At 69.3% G+C, this 16,719-nt stretch carries 14 protein-coding genes and 4 pseudogenes; 11 read left to right on the forward strand and 7 right to left on the reverse strand.

Annotated features, from left to right (window positions below; genetic code table 11):
* Positions 1 to 33: 33 nt before the first annotated feature.
* Entirely contained in the window at positions 34 to 429 is a 396-nt protein-coding gene (locus P3T39_RS30755) for a hypothetical protein (protein WP_280702486.1), read from the reverse strand.
* Between the two features lie 84 nt (positions 430 to 513).
* Between P3T39_RS30755 and P3T39_RS30760 the strand changes: the two genes are divergently transcribed.
* The 3 genes from P3T39_RS30760 to P3T39_RS30770 all read left to right on the forward strand — a co-directional run bounded on the left by P3T39_RS30760 (position 514) and on the right by P3T39_RS30770 (position 2,240).
* Complete coding sequence (locus tag P3T39_RS30760) at positions 514 to 1,470, forward strand: LysR family transcriptional regulator (RefSeq protein WP_280702487.1); 957 nt, start codon at positions 514 to 516, stop codon at positions 1,468 to 1,470.
* 423 nt (positions 1,471 to 1,893) lie between these two features.
* Positions 1,894 to 2,106, forward strand: coding sequence for a hypothetical protein (locus tag P3T39_RS30765; protein WP_280702488.1), 213 nt, complete (start codon positions 1,894 to 1,896; stop codon positions 2,104 to 2,106).
* Positions 2,106 to 2,240: a hypothetical protein gene (locus P3T39_RS30770; RefSeq protein WP_280702489.1), complete on the forward strand. Its 135-nt coding sequence runs from the start codon at positions 2,106 to 2,108 to the stop codon at positions 2,238 to 2,240. Before P3T39_RS30765 ends, P3T39_RS30770 begins: the two co-directional genes overlap by 1 nt.
* A gap of 69 nt (positions 2,241 to 2,309) precedes the next feature.
* On the opposite strand, the pseudogene P3T39_RS30775 reads toward P3T39_RS30770, so the two are convergent.
* Positions 2,310 to 2,900, reverse strand: a pseudogene (locus P3T39_RS30775) (M20/M25/M40 family metallo-hydrolase); the annotation flags it as partial.
* Between the two features lie 33 nt (positions 2,901 to 2,933).
* Between P3T39_RS30775 and P3T39_RS30780 the strand changes: the two are divergent.
* Positions 2,934 to 3,323: pseudogene (locus tag P3T39_RS30780) on the forward strand (Lrp/AsnC family transcriptional regulator); the annotation flags it as partial.
* A 22-nt stretch (positions 3,324 to 3,345) separates the two neighbouring features.
* On the opposite strand, the gene P3T39_RS30785 reads toward P3T39_RS30780, so the two are convergent.
* On the reverse strand, positions 3,346 to 3,474 hold the full coding sequence (locus P3T39_RS30785; RefSeq protein WP_280702491.1) for a hypothetical protein: 129 nt from the start codon (positions 3,472 to 3,474) through the stop codon (positions 3,346 to 3,348).
* Between the two features lie 298 nt (positions 3,475 to 3,772).
* Here P3T39_RS30785 and P3T39_RS30790 point away from each other — a divergent pair, with 298 nt between their 5' ends.
* From P3T39_RS30790 to P3T39_RS30810, 5 genes and pseudogenes are all read left to right on the forward strand, one after another.
* A complete protein-coding gene (locus tag P3T39_RS30790; protein ID WP_280702492.1) occupies positions 3,773 to 6,166 on the forward strand; it encodes a ricin-type beta-trefoil lectin domain protein in 2,394 nt (797 codons plus the stop codon).
* Positions 6,167 to 6,265: 99 nt separating this feature from the next.
* The gene (locus P3T39_RS30795; protein WP_280702493.1) at positions 6,266 to 8,770 is read left to right on the forward strand and encodes an RICIN domain-containing protein; all 2,505 of its coding nucleotides are present in this window, start codon (positions 6,266 to 6,268) and stop codon (positions 8,768 to 8,770) included.
* 460 nt (positions 8,771 to 9,230) lie between these two features.
* A pseudogene (locus tag P3T39_RS30800) lies at positions 9,231 to 9,491 on the forward strand (alkaline phosphatase family protein); the annotation flags it as partial.
* Between the two features lie 71 nt (positions 9,492 to 9,562).
* Positions 9,563 to 9,838 carry a ricin-type beta-trefoil lectin domain protein gene (locus P3T39_RS30805; protein ID WP_280702494.1) on the forward strand — a complete coding sequence of 92 codons (276 nt, stop codon included), beginning with the start codon at positions 9,563 to 9,565 and terminating at the stop codon, positions 9,836 to 9,838.
* A 368-nt stretch (positions 9,839 to 10,206) separates the two neighbouring features.
* Positions 10,207 to 10,734, forward strand: coding sequence for a hypothetical protein (locus P3T39_RS30810; protein WP_280702495.1), 528 nt, complete (start codon positions 10,207 to 10,209; stop codon positions 10,732 to 10,734).
* A gap of 66 nt (positions 10,735 to 10,800) precedes the next feature.
* On the opposite strand, the gene P3T39_RS30815 is transcribed toward P3T39_RS30810, so the two are convergent.
* The 4 genes and pseudogenes from P3T39_RS30815 to P3T39_RS30830 all read right to left on the reverse strand — a co-directional run bounded on the left by P3T39_RS30815 (position 10,801) and on the right by P3T39_RS30830 (position 14,010).
* A complete protein-coding gene (locus P3T39_RS30815; protein WP_280702496.1) occupies positions 10,801 to 11,475 on the reverse strand; it encodes a hypothetical protein in 675 nt (224 codons plus the stop codon).
* Positions 11,476 to 11,487: 12 nt separating this feature from the next.
* Positions 11,488 to 12,516, reverse strand: coding sequence for a polymorphic toxin-type HINT domain-containing protein (locus P3T39_RS30820; RefSeq protein WP_280702504.1), 1,029 nt, complete (start codon positions 12,514 to 12,516; stop codon positions 11,488 to 11,490).
* A gap of 75 nt (positions 12,517 to 12,591) precedes the next feature.
* A pseudogene (locus tag P3T39_RS30825) lies at positions 12,592 to 12,954 on the reverse strand (integrase); the annotation flags it as partial.
* Between the two features lie 249 nt (positions 12,955 to 13,203).
* On the reverse strand, positions 13,204 to 14,010 hold the full coding sequence (locus P3T39_RS30830) for a hypothetical protein (RefSeq protein WP_280702497.1): 807 nt from the start codon (positions 14,008 to 14,010) through the stop codon (positions 13,204 to 13,206).
* A 631-nt stretch (positions 14,011 to 14,641) separates the two neighbouring features.
* Between P3T39_RS30830 and P3T39_RS30835 the strand changes: the two genes are divergently transcribed.
* Together P3T39_RS30835 and P3T39_RS30840 are read left to right on the forward strand one after the other, a co-directional pair.
* Positions 14,642 to 15,988 (forward strand): IS1634 family transposase, encoded by a 1,347-nt coding sequence (locus P3T39_RS30835; RefSeq protein WP_280702505.1) that lies wholly within the window; start codon positions 14,642 to 14,644, stop codon positions 15,986 to 15,988.
* 35 nt (positions 15,989 to 16,023) lie between these two features.
* Positions 16,024 to 16,578 carry an N-acetyltransferase family protein gene (locus tag P3T39_RS30840; RefSeq protein WP_280702498.1) on the forward strand — a complete coding sequence of 185 codons (555 nt, stop codon included), beginning with the start codon at positions 16,024 to 16,026 and terminating at the stop codon, positions 16,576 to 16,578.
* The last annotated feature ends 141 nt before the right edge of the window (positions 16,579 to 16,719 follow it).

The following is a 16,719-nucleotide window of genomic DNA, read 5'->3' on the forward strand; positions in this document are numbered from 1 at the left end:
GCAGGGGGCCGGCGGTCGGGGGGATGGCTGGGGTCAGCCGTGGTAGCTCTCGTGGCGGGCGAAGTCGGGGATCTCGACCGCTTCGAAGGCTTTGGTGTAGCGCAGGGGGCGGACGGTGTCGACGTTCCACACGTAGAACGGCAACCGGGTGCGCGGGTTGGCGTGGCGGACCTGGTCGGGGCCGTGGTTCATACCAGCTGGTGTCACGCTCGCCAGCCCCGCCGGCGGACCGACCTGGCCACCGTCCCCAGCGCCGAGGAAGACGAACAGCTCGTCGTAGTCGACATTGCGATGGGCCGGCTGCGCCCTGTCCGCGTCGTCCGCGGTCTGGGTGGGCCGGGGGGCCATGGTGACGAACCAGTTCTGCCCTGCCTGGAAGGTGGCGTGTGCCACCGGCGGCATTTCGAGGCGCTCCTCTGACGCCTTCACTCCACTAGTCAACGACCACAGCATGCCGCCAGTCCAACACCCTTCATCGGACACGTGACAGCCTGAGGCTGTTACGGTGGAGGCGTGGACCTCGACCTGCGCCAGGTGCGCTACGCCGTCACCCTCGCCGACGAACTCCACTTCGGACGGGCCGCGAGCAGGCTCACCATCGCCCAGCAGACCCTCTCCGCCCAGATCAGAACCCTGGAGAAGCGTCTTGGCGTACCGCTGTTCACCCGCGACCGCCGCCACGTCGCCCTCACCCCCGCCGGCGAGACCTTCGTCGAACGCGGCCGACGCCTCCTCGCCGACGCCGAGCGCCTGGTCGACGAGATCACCCACACCCCCGCACCGCTGCGCATCGACGTCGTCAACGAGGGCCTGCCCTCAACGCTCCTGATCCACCACCTGCGCACCCAGACCCCCGACCTGCCGTTCGAGGTGGTCCAGGGCCACGGCATGGCCGCGGCACTGCCACGTCTGCTCACCGGCGACCTTGATCTTGCCTTCGGCCGCCCCTACGGCCTCGGCCGTCCCCTCGGGACCAGCATCGCCACCATGCCCGTGGGGCTGGACCCCATCGGCGTCATCGTCCCCACCGACCACCCCCTCGCCGCCCGGGACGTGGTCCCCCTCGCCGCCCTCACCGATCACCCGCTCCTGGTCCACACTGCGGACGAGTCCGCCGAGTGGCGCGACTGGGTCGACCAGGCCGTTGCCGCCTTCGGCCTGAAGGTTGCGACACGTGTACGCGGGCACGGCCGCACCTCCGCCCTGGCCGCCGTCCGAGCCTTCCGCCACCCGGCCTTCGGCCTCACCACCGGGCACCTCCCCGACGGCCTCACCGCCCGGCCCCTGGTCGACCCCGTCCCGCTCTACTGCTGGCACGCCGTCTGGAACACCGCCACCGCGCCCCTCGCCATCAACCGAGCCCTGGAACTCATCCACACCTACGCCCGGACCCATCACGGGCACCGCCCCCCGGTCGCCAACTGGTGGCTCCCGAACCCCGATCGCGACACGCTGCAGGCCACGAACTGATCAACATCCATCCCCGGGTCCGTACGGAGACCACGGGCTCGAGAGCATCCGGATCCTCGCGCCCCCGCGGATCTGTCTGACGGGCAGTTCGCGCGGGCCATCGCCCTGGTCGATGTTTTGCAGCGAGCGGGTGCTCTCGGCGAGACTAGGCACCGGTCAGCACCCGAGAAGGCCGCCGATCAGCCCCCCCCGAGGAGCCTGGACGCCCAGGACTCCGGCCCCCGGCGCTCGTCCAACGAGGAGGGCTGCACCCACCTGCCCGACGCCTTCTTCGCCAACCACGACGGCAGCACGGCCTGGAAGCAGCGCATCGACAACAGCATCAACCGGTGCACACCAACGGCCACTTGATCAACGGCGACTGCTCCGGGCTCTCCTGCAGCCTGCTTTCGCCGTCTTCTGCACCGCGATTTCTGCACCGCGATGTTCCATGCCCTGCAGTACCCGTCGGAGAACTCCGAGCACGGCCGGTACTACAGCGCCTCCGACGACTGCGGCGGGGTGGTCGAGGCGGCCCATGCCTGCACGGCGCTCCTGCACAGCCAGACCGTGCAGGGCCTCTGTCAGGACGGCTTCGTGCCGGCCAACGGGCTGGTGCGCGTCGAGATCGACTCCCGTGGAATCCGGCGGTTGTGATGGACCTGCTGGAACGCGAACTCGGTCCGCAGGACTCCACGGCCGTCGTACGGACGGCTGACGGGCAGGTACGTCTGGCGCTGCGTCCGTTCCAGATCCTCAAGCTCCGGCTGGCAGTCGGAACGGGTGCGTGACCGGCACCCGACTCGGCGAACACCGCGCCGACGGCAGTAGCCGCCCGACTGCCCTCCGGCATTCGCCGCTCAGCCGCGCAGGGGTTCGGCCAGTCGTCCCAGCAGGCCCGCGATCAGGGCTGTTTGCGCGGGGACCGTGTCGGGGTAGATGAACTCGCCCTGGGCATGGGCGCCGTCGCCGACCGCGCCCATGCCGCACAGCACCGGCAGGCCGAGGGCGGCGACGAAGTTGGCGTCGCTGGCGCCGCCGACGGCGGCGGCGGGCAGTCCGTCGCGGCCCTGCTCACGGGCGACTGCGCGGGCGAGGCCGAGGAGCGGGGCGGAGGCGGCGTTGAGGGTCATCGGCGGCCGGTTCCAGGCGTGGTCGATGTCGATCCGGACCCGCGGGTCGCTGACCTTGATAGCCTCCAACTCCGCGTCCACGCGCCCCCGTTCGGCATCGCTGCTGACCCGGATGTCGACGCTCGCGGTGGCCAGAGCGGCGACGACGTTGGCAGCGGAGCCGCCCGTGATGAGCCCGGGGTTGATCGTCGTGCCCTTGTCGGGGGCGGCGACAGCCGCGGCGGCGACCACGAATTCGGACAGCGCGGTGATGGCGCTGGCCCCGTCCTCGGGCGCGAGCCCGGCGTGCGCCTCGACGCCACTGGCGGTGACGCGGAAGGTCCCGTTGCCCGTGCCGCAGTCCTGCCCGCCTCCACCGCGCACCGCGTCGTGCGCCGGGTCCTGGACGAGCGCTGGGTCAAACCGCGCCTGGAGATCGTGTCGGAATGGCTCGGCTTCCAGACCCCGTTCATGCTCCGCCTGCGGGTCGCCCCTGGTGAGACCCCCGAGGTCATGCGCCGCATCGACCAGCTTCCCCAGACCCGCCTCGTCGCCCACGTCGCCAGCGACCTGTCCGTCCTGTGTACCGGCCTGGTCGCCGACCGCTCCGCCCTGGCGCTCTTCATCGACAACGAACTCGCCGAGATCCCCGGCATTCTGGCCGTCAGCGTCGACGTCATGCTCGCCGAACCGCGCCGCTACTGGCTGGACCGGGACCTCGCCAGCGGCCTCGGCGAGTTCCACGCGCCGACGTTGCTCTGACCGCGACCCTGGCCGCACCGCCTCATGCGGCGCGGTTGATCGGCAGTTCGAGTTCGCACGTGGTCCGGCGGTTCAGGGCCAGCGGGCTGTGGCGGGGGACGGCCGCCGCGAGGCGGGCCGTCCGGCGTTCGGCGTGTTGCCTGCGAGGCATAGTGAAATGTCAAATAACCAGCAAGATTCGTCCCTGTTCGAACGTGCTGGAGGCTGGTACGCGGAGTGAGCAATTGTCTAGACATCAGTCGGAAGCCGCTTCCGTTGCCGACCGGGCTGCCTCTCGGTCTTCCGTCAACTTCCGCTGATCGAACCTCCAGTGATGGAGCGTCAGTCACGGCGAGTGGATGCATCCGTGTGCGAGTCCGGATCTGTTTGAACTTGTTGACTATTGCTCATTTAGCCTTCATATTGATCGGGCTTGAACCCAATTCCCCACCCTCGCCCTGGAGTCCCCCATGGGTCGCAGCGCCATGCCCGCAAGATTCCGTACCGCGTTCAGCGCCGCCCTCCTCCTTCTCGGCTGTACCGCCCTCGCCGCACCACCCGTCGCCGAAGCGGCCGCCCCCACCACGGCCGTGGCGCTCAGCGGCACCAAGCCCGGCCTCACCTTCGATGGCGTCGGGGCGATCTCCGGTGGTGGCGGCAACTCCCGCCTGCTGGCCGACTACCCGGAGCCGCAGCGCAGTCAGCTGCTCGACTACCTGTTCAAACCCGGCTACGGAGCCTCGCTGCAGGTCCTCAAGCTGGAGATCGGTGGTGACACCAACTCGACCGACGGCGCCGAGCCGAGCATCGAGCACACCAGGGGCACCGTCGACTGCAACCAGGGCTACGAGTGGTGGCTGGCCGAGCAGGCCCAGGCCCGCAACCCCAACATCAAGTTCTACGGCCTGTCCTGGGGTGCGCCCGGCTGGATCGGCGGCGGCAACTTCTGGTCCCAGGACACCATCGACTACCTGATGTCCTGGATGGGCTGCGCGGCGCAGCACCACCTGAACGTCTCCTACCTCGGTGGCTGGAACGAGCGCGGCTACGACAAGACCTGGTACGAGAACCTCAAGAGCGCCCTGGTCTCGCACGGTTACGCCGCGACCAGGGTGGTCGCCGCCGACGACTCCTGGGCCGTGGCGGACGACATGGCCAAGGACCCGGCGTTCAAGAGCGCCGTGGACATCGTCGGTGTCCACTACCCCTGCGGCTACCTGACCGACTTCTCCTCCTGCCCGAGCACCGCGAACGCGCAGGGCCTGGGCAAGCCGTTGTGGGCCAGTGAGAACGGCTCCGAGGACGCCAACGAGGGCGCCCCGGCGGTGGCGCGGGCGATCAACCGCGACTACCTCGACGGCCGGATGACCTCGTTCATCAACTGGCCGGTCATCGCGGCGCTCTACCCCAACCTCTTCTTCTCCACCGACGGCATGTCGATCGCGGCCCAGCCCTGGTCCGGCAACTACACGATCGGCAAGACCACCTGGGTCACCGCGCACACCACCCAGTTCGCCCAGCCCGGCTGGCGCTACATCGACTCGGCCAGCGGCTACCTCGGCGGCAACCGCGGCAACGGCAGCTACGTGACGCTCAAGTCGCCCACCGCCAAGGACTACAGCACGGTCATCGAGACGATGGACGCCACCGCCGCGCAGACCGCGAACTTCACCGTCTCCGGCGGTCTGTCCACCGGTCGGGTGCACGTCTGGGCCACCAACCTCAACTCCGCCGACCCGACCGCCTGGTTCGTCCACCAGCAGGACGTCACCCCCAGCGGCGGCAAGTACACGCTCACCCTCCAGCCCGGCTACGTGTACACCGTGACCACCACGACCGGCCAGGGCAAGGGCACCGCAACCCCGCCGACCGCCGCCCCGCTCAAGCTGCCCTACACGGACGGCTTCGAGACGCTGGCCACCACCACCTCGCCCAAGTACTTCACCGACATGAACGGCGCCTTCCAGACCGTCGCCTGCGGCGGCGGCCGCACCGGCAGCTGCCTGCGCCAGATGGCCCCGAGCGCGCCGATCCGTTGGACCGACGAGTCCTACGACGCCCCGTACACCATCATGGGCGACGGCAGTTGGAGCAACTACACGGTCAGTGCCGACACCATGTTCGAGCAGCCGGGCACCACCGAACTGCTCGGGCGGGTCAACCAGCAGGGCCGCAACAACAACGGCCTGAACGCCTACCACCTGCGCGTCAGCGACACCGGCGCCTGGTCCATCGACAAGAGCGACACCAGCTGGAACTTCACCACCCTCGCCAGCGGCATCACCAAGGCGCTGGGAACCGGCAGTTGGCACACCGTCAGCCTCACCATGCAGGGCAGCGCGCTGACCGCGACCGTCGACGGCACCGTGGTGGGCAGCGCCACCGACACCAGCTTCACCAACGGCCAGGCCGGCCTCGGTGTGACCGGCTACCAGACCGAGCAGTTCGACAACTTCGCCCTCGCCCCCGGCACGCCCAGCACCCAGACCGGCGCGGTCGCCTCCGCCCTGCCCGGCAAGTGCCTGGACGACAACGGCGATTCCACCGTCAACGGCACCGCCGTGCAGCTCTGGGACTGCAACGGCGGCGCCTCGCAGGTGTGGACCTGGTCGAACGGCGCCCTGACCCACGACGGCAAGTGCCTCGACGCCACCGGTCAGGGCAGCGCCAACGGGACTCTGATGGAGATCTGGGACTGCAACGGCGGCGCCAACCAGCAGTGGACGCCGCAGAGCGACGGCACCCTGAAGGGCACCCAGTCCGGCCGCTGCCTGGACGATCCGGCCGCTTCCCTCACCAACGGCACCCGGCTGGAGCTCTGGGACTGCAACGGTGGCAGCAACCAGCGGTGGACGCTGCCGTAACCACGCCCTGCGGACCGGGCGGGCTCCCGCCGCTCGCCCGGCCCGCATCCGTCACGGCGCGACAACCTTCCCCCACCCCCACCGATTTGGAGTACCTCCGTGCGTAGACCTCCCCGCGCGCCGCGAAGCGGGATCCTGCTCGCGGCGCTGGCCCTGGGCCTCGCCACCGCCTTCACCGCCACCCCGGCGCCGGCCGCCTCCATCGCCGGCACCGCGGCAGCGACCGTACCCGCATTCGCATTCGCACCCGCACCCGCGCCTTCGCAGAGCATCACGATCGACGGCTCCTCGACCGGCCGGACCTTCGACGGTCTCGGGGCGATCAGTGGTGGCGGGGCGACCTCGCGGCTGCTGGTCGACTACCCCGAGCCGCAGCGCAGCCAGGTGCTGGACTACCTTTTCAAGCCCGGCTACGGCGCCTCGCTGCAGATGCTGAAGGTGGAGATCGGCGGCGACGCCAACTCCAGCGACGGCCCCGAGCCCAGCCACATGCGCACCCCCACCGAGGTCAACTGCGACCGCGGTTACGAGTGGTGGATCATGGAGCAGGCCAAGGCCCGGAACCCCGCCATCAAGTTCTACGGCCTGGAGTGGGCCGCGCCGGGCTGGCTGAACGGCGGCATCTGGTCGCAGGACAACATCAACTACATCCAGTCCTGGCTGGGCTGCGCGCAGAGCCACGGGCTGAACATCGGCTACCTGGGCGGCTGGAACGAGAGTGGCTACAACAAGTCCTGGTTCGAGAACCTCCGCACCTCCCTCGACAGCCACGGCTACGCCGGCACCACGCTGGTGGCCTCGGACAACGACGACGTGAACTGGTCGGTGGCCTCCGACCTCGCCACCGACAGCGCCTTCAACAAGGCCGTCGGCGTCGTCGGACTGCACGGCACCTGCCGGCACTCGACCCCGTCGTACACCGGCTGCCCGGGCAGCAGTACCGCGATCGGGCTCGACAAGCCACTGTGGGCCTCCGAGGACGACAACGACAGCTACGGATCCGACCCGTCGGCCCTGGCCCGCAACGTCAACCGCGAGTACATCGACGCCAGGATGACCGCGGACATCAAGTGGGCGCTGGTCAGCTCCTGGCCCTCGAACCTGCCCTTCGCGGGCGCCGGCCTGATGGCCGCCGACCAGCCCTGGTCGGGGAACTACCAGGTGGGCCGCGACATCTGGGTGATGGCGCACACCGAGCAGTTCGCCCAGCCGGGCTGGCGGTACCTGGACGGCGCCAGCGGCTACCTGCCCGGCACCGGTCTCAACGGCGATCCGCACAGCGGCAGCTATGTCACCCTCAAGTCCGGCAAGGACTACAGCACGGTCATCGAGACCACCAACGCCTCGGCCGCGGCCACCGTCAACGTCAAGGTCGCCGGCGGTCTTTCGACCGGTGCGGTGCACGTCTGGGCCACCAACATGAACAGCAACGACTCGGCCCAGTGGTTCGTCCACACCCAGGACGTCACCCCGCAGCGCGGCGCGTACTCGCTGACCCTGCAGCCGGGATACCTCTACAGCGTGACCACCACCACCGGCCAGGGCAAGGGCACCGCCACCGGACCCGCCGCCCAGACGTTCCCGCTGCCCTACCAGGCCGACCTGAGCGGCTACCAGCCCGGCGCGACCGCCCGCTACTTCCACGACTGGGCCGGCGCGTTCGAGACCGCACCCTGCCCGGCCGGGGCCGGCACCCCGATGTGCCTGCGCCAGGTCAGCACCCAGGCCCCGCTGCCCTGGCACTCGGACATGAACTACACCCCGGCCACCTTGCTGGGCGACCCGAAGTGGAACGACTACCAGGCCAGCACGGACGTGAACCTCGAACAGTCCGGCAGCTCCGCCGAACTGCTCGGCCGCATCGACCACGTCGACCACGACCGCTCCGCCTACCACCTGAAGATCGACGACACCGGCGCCTGGACGCTGTTCACCGAGGACCGCTCCAGCACGGACACCGTCCTGGCCAGCGGCCGCTACTCCGGTGCGGGCGCCGGGACCTGGCACAACCTCACGCTCGCGATGACCGGCGACTCGATCACCGCGTCCATCGACCACGTGCAGGTCGCCTCGGTCATGGACAGCAGCCACCTGGTCGGCCAGAGCGGCCTGGGCGTCGGCGGCTTCCAGCACGCCGACTTCGCCAATGTCGCCATCATCCCGCTCGCCGGTCCGACGGCCACCACCGTCACCAACATCAACAGCGGCAAGTGTCTTGACGTGACCGGTGCTTCGACCGCCGATGGCGCGCAGGTACTCCAGTGGACCTGCGGCAGCGGTAAGGCGAACCAGCAGTGGCTGCTGCAGCCGGTGGCCGGGTCCAGTGCGGTGCAGGTGGTGTCGGTGAACAGCGGCAAGTGTCTTGACGTGACCGGTGCCTCGACCGCCGACGGCGCCCTGGTCGACCAGTGGACCTGCGGTACCGGAAAGACCAACCAGCAGTGGCTGGTTCAGCCGGTGGCCAGCTCGAGTGCCGTGCAGTTGGTGTCCGTGAACAGCGGCAAGTGCCTGGACGTGACCGGTGTTTCGACGGCCGACGGCGCCCTGGCCGACCAGTGGACCTGCGGCAGCGGCAAGACCAACCAGCAGTGGACCACCCAGTGATCCGACCGCAGCCAGCCCGCGCTACAGCGACGACCCCGGAGGTGGGCGGCCGCACCTGACCACGCCGAGCCACCGCTGGAGGCGGGTCGGGTCCGGCACTCGCCGGGCGGCCACAGCGGTCCCGGTGCCGGGTGAAAAGCAGTTTTCACCCGGCACCGGGACCGCCTGCTGTTCGGCCGATAGAGCTGATCGGTCAGTCAGTGGAGCGCCGGTTCTCCAGAGCCCGGCCCGATATTCGGTTTCCGTCCGATGGGAGTACATGTCCGGGCCCTGAGTGAGTATTTCCAGCCGTGTCGCGCTGCACAGCGGCACGGCTTTCGCGCGCCTGAGAACAGGTCGATCAGGGTCCTCAGGGCTTCCCTGAAGCTGTCCGAATCCCGGGCCTGGCACTTCCTGATCAGTTCGCTTCGAGTTCATCCACCGCGTATTCCCGGAAAAGCGGGACGTGGTCATCGTGATGATGGAGAACGAGGACTACAGCAGCATCATCGGCAACACGGCCCAGGCTCCGTGCATCAACTCCCTGGCTCAGCAAGGTGCTTCGTTCAACGAGTCGTACGGCGTGTGGCACCCGAGCCTGCCGAACTACTACGCCCTGCTGTCCGGCTCCACCCAGGGGCTGACCGACAGCGCACCCCCGCCGGTGGGGTCCATCCAGGCCGACAACCTTCCCCACGAGCTCATCAACCACGGGTACTCCTTCGGCGACTACTCGGACGAGGCCACTCCCGCCGCCTGGCTGCGCTTCGCCGACCTGCCGGGAACCGCCGCCAGCCCCACCCCGGTCGACAAGTGGCTGTCCTGCCCGGCAACGGCAACGGCACCGTCCAGGCCTTGGGCAAGTGCCTGGACGTGCTGCACAGCGGCACCGCCAATGGCACGGTCGTCCAGCTCTACCACTGCAACGGCGGCGGTGCCCAGCAGTGGGTCGCGCAGGCCGACGGCAGCCTGATGAACCCGCAGTCCGGCAAGTGCCTCGACGACCCCGGATGCATCCTCAGCAGTCCCCAGTTGATCACCTGGGACTGCCGCGGCGGCGCCAACCAGGCCTGGCACCCGCCAGCCTGACGGTTTCTCGGGGCAGGCGTCCAGCTGCGGTCACCGGCTGCGGCGGCAAATTCGCAGACGTGATCATCGGCGACCTCTTCGGATACAACCCGGCCGCGTCGACGACAGCCCGCTCGTTGCGACCGCACCGCGCGACGCGGCAGTCCCCGCAGGAGCACCGGCCGTCTCCCGGTCGTCGCCGCTCGCCTCACCGCTGACGGCCGTCGCCCGGGACGACGCGAGGACGGGGCCGCGCAATGAGCTCGTCACGTTGACCGGGAGCGACTCGGCCGACTGGTCGTTCGGCCACGGAGTGGCGCAGTCGCCGCAGCGTTCAACGCCGACGAGTTCTTCCACGCGCCTTCGAAGCCGTCGAGGACGATCAGGCCGTGGTCGTGCTGATGGGCGTGGACGCCACCCGGCCCATGGCCGAACGCGCCCGCACCCGGCTGGCCGCCCGCACCTGCAATCTGCACACCGTTGACACTGCAGGGCTGAGCCTTCCCGGCATCCCTGCTCAACTGCGCGGCGAGATCGGCCCGATCGTCCTGGAAACGGTCGGCAGCCGGCTCAGCCGCCACTACGAGGCCGTCCGCGGCGCCAGCCTGGACCGACGCCGCTACACGCCCCCGACCCTGGGCGTTGCCGACGAAGCCCGCGCCCTGCGTGCCTCCCTCGCCGCCATCTACGGCCCCGAGGATCCGCTCCCCGACACTGCCGGCGGCTGGGTCGCCCGGCAGCGCTCCGCCGACACCCGCAAGGCGTACGCCCGCTGCTTCCGCGTTTGGGAGTCCTACGCCCGCTCCTGCGGCGTCCACCCGCTCCAGGCCGGGCTGCCCGTCGCCGACGCCTACGCCCGGCACATCGAGGTGGACCCGACCGGGATCTCCTGTGGCCTAGCTGCTGACCCGGCGTGACCCGCCGCTGGTACCGCGGTTGGTCGCTCGGGACCGGCATGCGGCCTCGGTTCTTTCGTGCCGCGATCAGTCCACGAGGTCCGACCAGATGTTGAGATTCGGGTCGTCGACGACGAGCTCGTGATAGCCGAACCGCTCGCCGAGGTCCAGGAATCGCTGATACCGGGCCTCGCTGATGGGCACGAAGTACGCCTTCATGGCCCGCAGGAAAAGCCGGAATCCAAGGTCGGCGTCGACCTCGGTGACCGCCCGCTCCAGCGCCAGCACCACGTCCGGGAGGGGCGCGGTGTAGATGCTGGTGGTGGCGGCTTCCGTCAGGGCCGGCGCGACCCCGCGGATCTCCGCCAGGACGCTGCCCTGAAGCCCCGCATCCGTCCCCGTCCCGAGGGTCGGAGCGGCGGGAAGGAAGGACGGGTCGTCCTGGCGGATGCGGGAGACGCAGACGTCCGCGATCCGGCTGAGCCAGGTGCGGATGCCGAGTCCCGCGCCCACCGGGTCGAAGTGTGCCCGCGTCGCGGCCAGCCACAGCGTGCTGAGTACCTCGTCCGGCAGCGGGGCCGCCTGCAGTCGCTGTAGGTCCGCCAGCACATCTTGGGCGTACACCTTCCCGTATCGCTCCGTCAGACGGTCCGCGAGGTCGAGGCACGCGGCTTCGTCCTGGGCCACGAACGGGGAGTGGACGTACTTGGTGAACCCGCTGAGTCCGAAGTCCTCGTAGAAGGCATCGTGCGGCTTGGTCATGATCGTTGCCCTTTACTCCGGGTATGACGTGTAGACGACGAACTTCTCCGGCTTGTGGCTTTTCCCGACGTACTTCAGGAAGATCCGCACGGTATTACCAGTCGGGATGCCGTCGGAGCCGTCGCTGGCGCCGCCCTTGGTGAACACCTTGCCGAGTTGGCCCTCATCCCGGACCTGCCACTCGATCGGCAGGAGGTCAACCGTGGGATCGAAGGCGCCGCGCTTGGCCTGCGTCCCCATCCAGTTTTCCATCCTCGTCCGGTTGGCGGGCTTTGCGATCCATTGCTGGTAAGCCTTGCCGATAGCCCGGACGGCGGTGTCCTGGTCCTTCCAGTTGGTCGCCCTTCCGGTCTTGTCAGCCCTTGCCTGTGTGTCCGAGTCGCTGAGGACGTGGTCCTTGAGGGTGTGTGCACCGTACTTGTCTCCCTCGTCGGCCACGATGTCGAGGCAGTTGTGGACCAGTAGGTCCTGCGGTCGGCCGCCGGCGGTACGCACGTAGAAGGTGTGCAGGTCGTCAACCGTCAGGTCGTAGACCTTCTGCGGCGCGATGCCGGCTCGGTCGCGCAGGCCGCTGACCGGGTGGAGCGTGCCGTCCGATGCGCGCAGCTGGTCGCCGGTGTGCAGGTCGGAGGTGTAGGTCCAGCCGCGCTGTGCGACGTAGACGCGGTGCCCGGCAGTGCTGGTCAGTGTGCCGCCGTCGGCGAGGGTGATGTCCACCAGGCGCTGGGTGCTGTGGGCGAAGGCGGCAGTGACCGGCTCCGGCCGCAGCGCTCCGGTGTCCGGGGCGGTCGCCAGCAGGATGTCGCCGGTGCGTACCGCGCTGATCGGCTTGTGCGAGCCGTCGGCCATCAGGACCTGGGTGATGCCGGGGAAGCTGTTGCGGGTGCAGGCCGCGTACGCGTCCTCGGCGATGTGGACCTCGGCGTCGATGGTGGCGAGGGCGTTCGCGTCCAAGTCCAGGGCTTTGAGGGCCTTGTACGCGTCCTCGATGCCGATGCCGATGCCGATGCCTGTTTGCAGTGCGGCGTCGAGCGCGCGCATCAGATCGACGGCCTTGGCGATTTTCGCCGGCGGCACGAACCAGGTCGCGGCCCAGGCGCAGTCGAAGTTGACGGTGATGATGCCCTCGGTCTGGGCCGTGAGGAACTCGCGCCTGGTCGGGCCGGTGCGGCGCGGGGCTGGGTCGATGCCCGCCGCGTGGAGGATCTCCCACACCGTGGATGCGGCGATCGGGTGCCCGAGGCGGGAGAGCTCGCCCTGGATCCGCTTGTGGCCCCACCCTGCGTTTTCCCGAGCCAGGCGTAGTACGAGGTTCTTGAGCGCCGCTCTCGTCGGCGGACGCCCGGTGCGGGTGCGCCGTGTGCTGTAGTCCCACTTCGCAGCGATGAGTTGGCGATGCCAGGCCAGCAGGGTGCCGGGCGTGACCGGGAAGACTGCCCGCCAACGGTGACGGGGTATCAGGCTGGACAGTGCTGCCAGCCAGAACCGATCCTCCGGTTCGTAGCGGACCGGGCCGGCGAGGCGGCCGTCGGGTCGATGTCCGAGACCGCCCCGAACGGATCCTCCTCCGGCAGCCGGTTCGCGGGGCGACCTTGCACCGGAGAGGTGCCCTCACGGCTGGGCACACCGCGCGAGACCTCCACCGTCATACTCGACTCTCGCTGGGCCTCGCGACAGCACCCACATGTCGACTGGCCAGTACGGATGAGATTTCTTGCACGTGCAGGGTCAGGCGGGGGTGGGCCGGGCGAGGATCGGGGTGACGCACAGGCTGGTTTCGGCGGCTGTGCCTCGGTACGGAAGGCCGTTGCGGCGGAGGGCGGCGTGGTAGGCGCTGCGTTCGCGTGAGTCGGCGAAGTGACGCTGGTGTCGTGGGGCGGGCTCGGGGCGGGTGACGGTGAGGTGGTGGTCGGTCAGACATGCCTCCAGCTCGGCTGTGGGTTGGCCGTAGATCGGCCAACCCAGCACCACTGGTGCCGGGTCCTGCAGTGCGAGGACCCGGTTGAGGGTAGCGGCGCCCACATAGCTGAACGCGCCCGTGGCCAGGACCAGATCGGCCTCTGCCAGCGCGCTCGCCTCGCAGGCCGTGGGGTCATCGCGTTCCAGGTTGGTGTTGACGGCGGCGTCGATGAGCCCGGTCGCGAGCGCGTAGTCGGTCGCCGCGCGTGCCACGTCGACGCCGATGACTGTCAGGTCGGCATCCGCCAGGGCGGTGCGGACGAACGCGCTGTCACGGGCGATCATCTCTGGCGGGTTCAGCGCCTCATGGGCGGCGCCCCCATAGTGCTGTGCGAGGTCCCAGAAGCGAAGGTCGCACTTGAGCAAGGCGCTGTTGATGCCGTAGCCGCAGGCAAGGTCGACGACTCTCAGGTGTTTGCGGCCTGCGCGGCGACGGACCTCCGCGATGGTGGTGGGGAGCAGGTCATCGGTGAAATCGGGGCACCGGTAGCGAAGCGGCGCCAGGCTACGGAAGTACTCGGCAGGAAGGGGCTGTTGGTAGACCGATTGGAACGAGTGTTTGCCGAAGGTCCCCATGAATCCTCCCATGTGGTGCGTGGAGTCTGGATTGGGCCGCGGCGGCGACGCTGGCTGAGCTGATGCAGCGTCGGAGGGACGGACTCGGACGCCCTGCACACTATGGCATGGTCATGCGGTTCGAGTGCGGGCAACTCGCCACCCGTGCAAGGAAGATCCCCTTCGGCAGGCGTTCACGGTAGGGCTTTGCCCGTGCTGCCCCGTCCGTCACGGGACGCACCCCAGATGGACGCTCAAGTGCGCAGCACGGCCGGACTGGCCGGACCGGCCGCCGGGCCGCCGGGTGGCCGTGCGGCCTCAGGCGAGGAGCCCGGACTGCGTCGGCGGTCGATACCTCGGTCTGAGCGTCAGCGCCTGGAGTGCGTGGTGACGTCCGTGGTGGAGAAGCGCCTGGGCGCTCTGCCTGTCGCTGCCGAGTTTCTGCGCCGGCTGGATGTGGCCGGGATCGTCGACGGGCTGTGCCCTTCTGCGGCGAGTGCGCATCTGACGCACGGGCAGGTGATCGAGGCGCTGGTCGCGAACCGTCTCACTTCGCCGATGCCGTTGTTCCGGGTCGGCGACTGGGCCCGGGTCTGGGCGGTGGAGGAGGTGTTCGGTATCGAGCGAGCTGGCCCTGCTCAACGACGACCGGCTGGCGCGGGCGCTGGACGCGATCGCCCCGAAGCTGGAGCAGGTCGCGGGCACGGTCGGCGCGCGGGCGATCGCCGAGTTCGGCATCGACGTCAGCCGGTGCCACTGGGACATGACCAGCATGTCCGTCCACGGTGCCTACCTTGAGGAGGACCAGGACGACCAGTTCCCGGTCATCAAGTACGGGCACCCCAAGGACCGCCGTACGGACCTGAAGCAGGTCCAGGTTGGTCTCGCGGTCACCGGCGACGGCGGCATCCCCGTCCACGCCCGCGTCTTCGACGGCGGGGCCGCCGAGGTCAGCCAGGTCGTCGGCGCGATGAAGGACCTGCGGAGACTGGCCGGCCGGCAGAAGTTCCTGTTGGTCGCGGACGCCAAGCTGGTGTCCTACCCGAACATCGCCGCCCTGCTCGAAGCCAAGGTCCCGTTCATCGCCCCGGTCCCGGCCGTCCGGGTCAAGGACGGGGTCTACGCCGCCCTCGATCCGGGGCAGGCCGCCGTCGTGGACTGGGTTCCGGCTCGGGACGCGGGCAAGGACCCGGCCGAGCGGGAGATCTACCGGGTGCTGGAGGACGTCCACACCCTCGCGGGGCCACGCAAGGGCGGCCCGATACTCACGCTGCGGCGGATTCTGGTCCACTCCACCGCGAACGCGGCCGGCCAGCGGGCCGCCCGGGCCAAACGTCTGGCGAAGGCCGCCGAGGACCTGGACAAGCTCGCCCGCGCCGCGGGCGGCAGGCACTACAGGACGGCCGAGAAGGTCGCCGCCCGCGCCGGAGTGATCGCCGCGAAGCGCCGCGTGGCCGCATGCCTGAGCTGGCACGTGCACGAGGACGAGGCCGGCGTTCCGTCGCTGGAGTGGGGCTTCGACCAGGACGTCCTCGATGCCGAGGCGAAGGCCGACGGCTGGTACGCGCTGATCACCCCGCTCCCGGCTGAGCAGGCCGACCCCGCGCAGGTCCTGATCCAGTACAAGGGCCAGGGCTCCGTTGAACGCCGCTACGCGGACTTCAAGGGACCGCTCGCCGTCACCCCGGTCTTCGTCCAGCACAACCGCCGCGCCGCCGCCCTGATCCAGGTCATCTGCCTGGCGCTGCTGGTCTTCTGTCTGATCGAACGCCAGGTCAGACAGGCCCTGGGGCCGGAGCAGACCATGGCCGGGCTCTACCCGGACAACCGTCGGGTCCGGCCCACCGGCCGGATGATCCTCCACCACCTCGGCGAACTCAACCTGCGGATCGGCAACGTGACCGACCCGCCGACCGTCCAGATCACCCGAGGAGTCCAACTCCACCTCCTCGAACTCCTCGGCATCGAAGTCACGCAAACCCGCTGGCCACAGACCTGAACCGGTGCCGCGCGCATGGGCCTACACTCTCCGTTGTGACAGCCCTGGAGTCAGTGATCCGCCCGGCGGTCCCGGCCGATCTGGACGCCGTGGCCGAGATCTTCACGCACTACGTCCGCCACACCGTGATCACCTTCGAGGAGACCCCTCCACCGGTGGCCGCCTGGCACCAGAGGCTCGACGACCTCGCCGCCCAGGGGCTGCCCTTTCTGGTCGCCGACGTGTCTGGCGAAGTCGTGGGCTATGCCTACGCTGCCCCTTGGCGTCCCAAGCCCGCCTATCGGCACACCGCCGAGAACTCGATCTACCTCGCCCCCGGCCGGACGGGCCAAGGTCTGGGCGGCGCCCTGCTGGAAGCCCTGCTGGCCGCCTGTGCCCAGACTCACGTACGGCAGATGATCGCCGTCATCGCGGACGCCGGCACCGATGCGTCGGTCGCGCTGCACCGCCGTTTCGGCTTTACCGATGTGGGCCGGTTGGCGGCCGTCGGCTACAAGCATGACCGCTGGATCGACACCGTACTGATGCAACGAACGCTTGGCCACACGCCGGAAAGCCACACCCGGACTCGACGGATGTCACAGACCTGAATCGGTGACCTGCGAAGTACGGGTCTAGATTCAATACCAGTGACTTAGGGCTCGCAGAGCATTAACTCGCAGTCTTGATCTCCGATGGGCGGGTCATTCCTGCCGTGCTCGCGAGGCTGTAGAGGTCGTCAAGGGTGACGA

Origin of the sequence: Kitasatospora sp. GP82, assembly GCF_029892105.1 — a bacterium.
In the GTDB taxonomy this organism is placed as follows: Bacteria; Actinomycetota; Actinomycetes; order Streptomycetales; family Streptomycetaceae; genus Kitasatospora.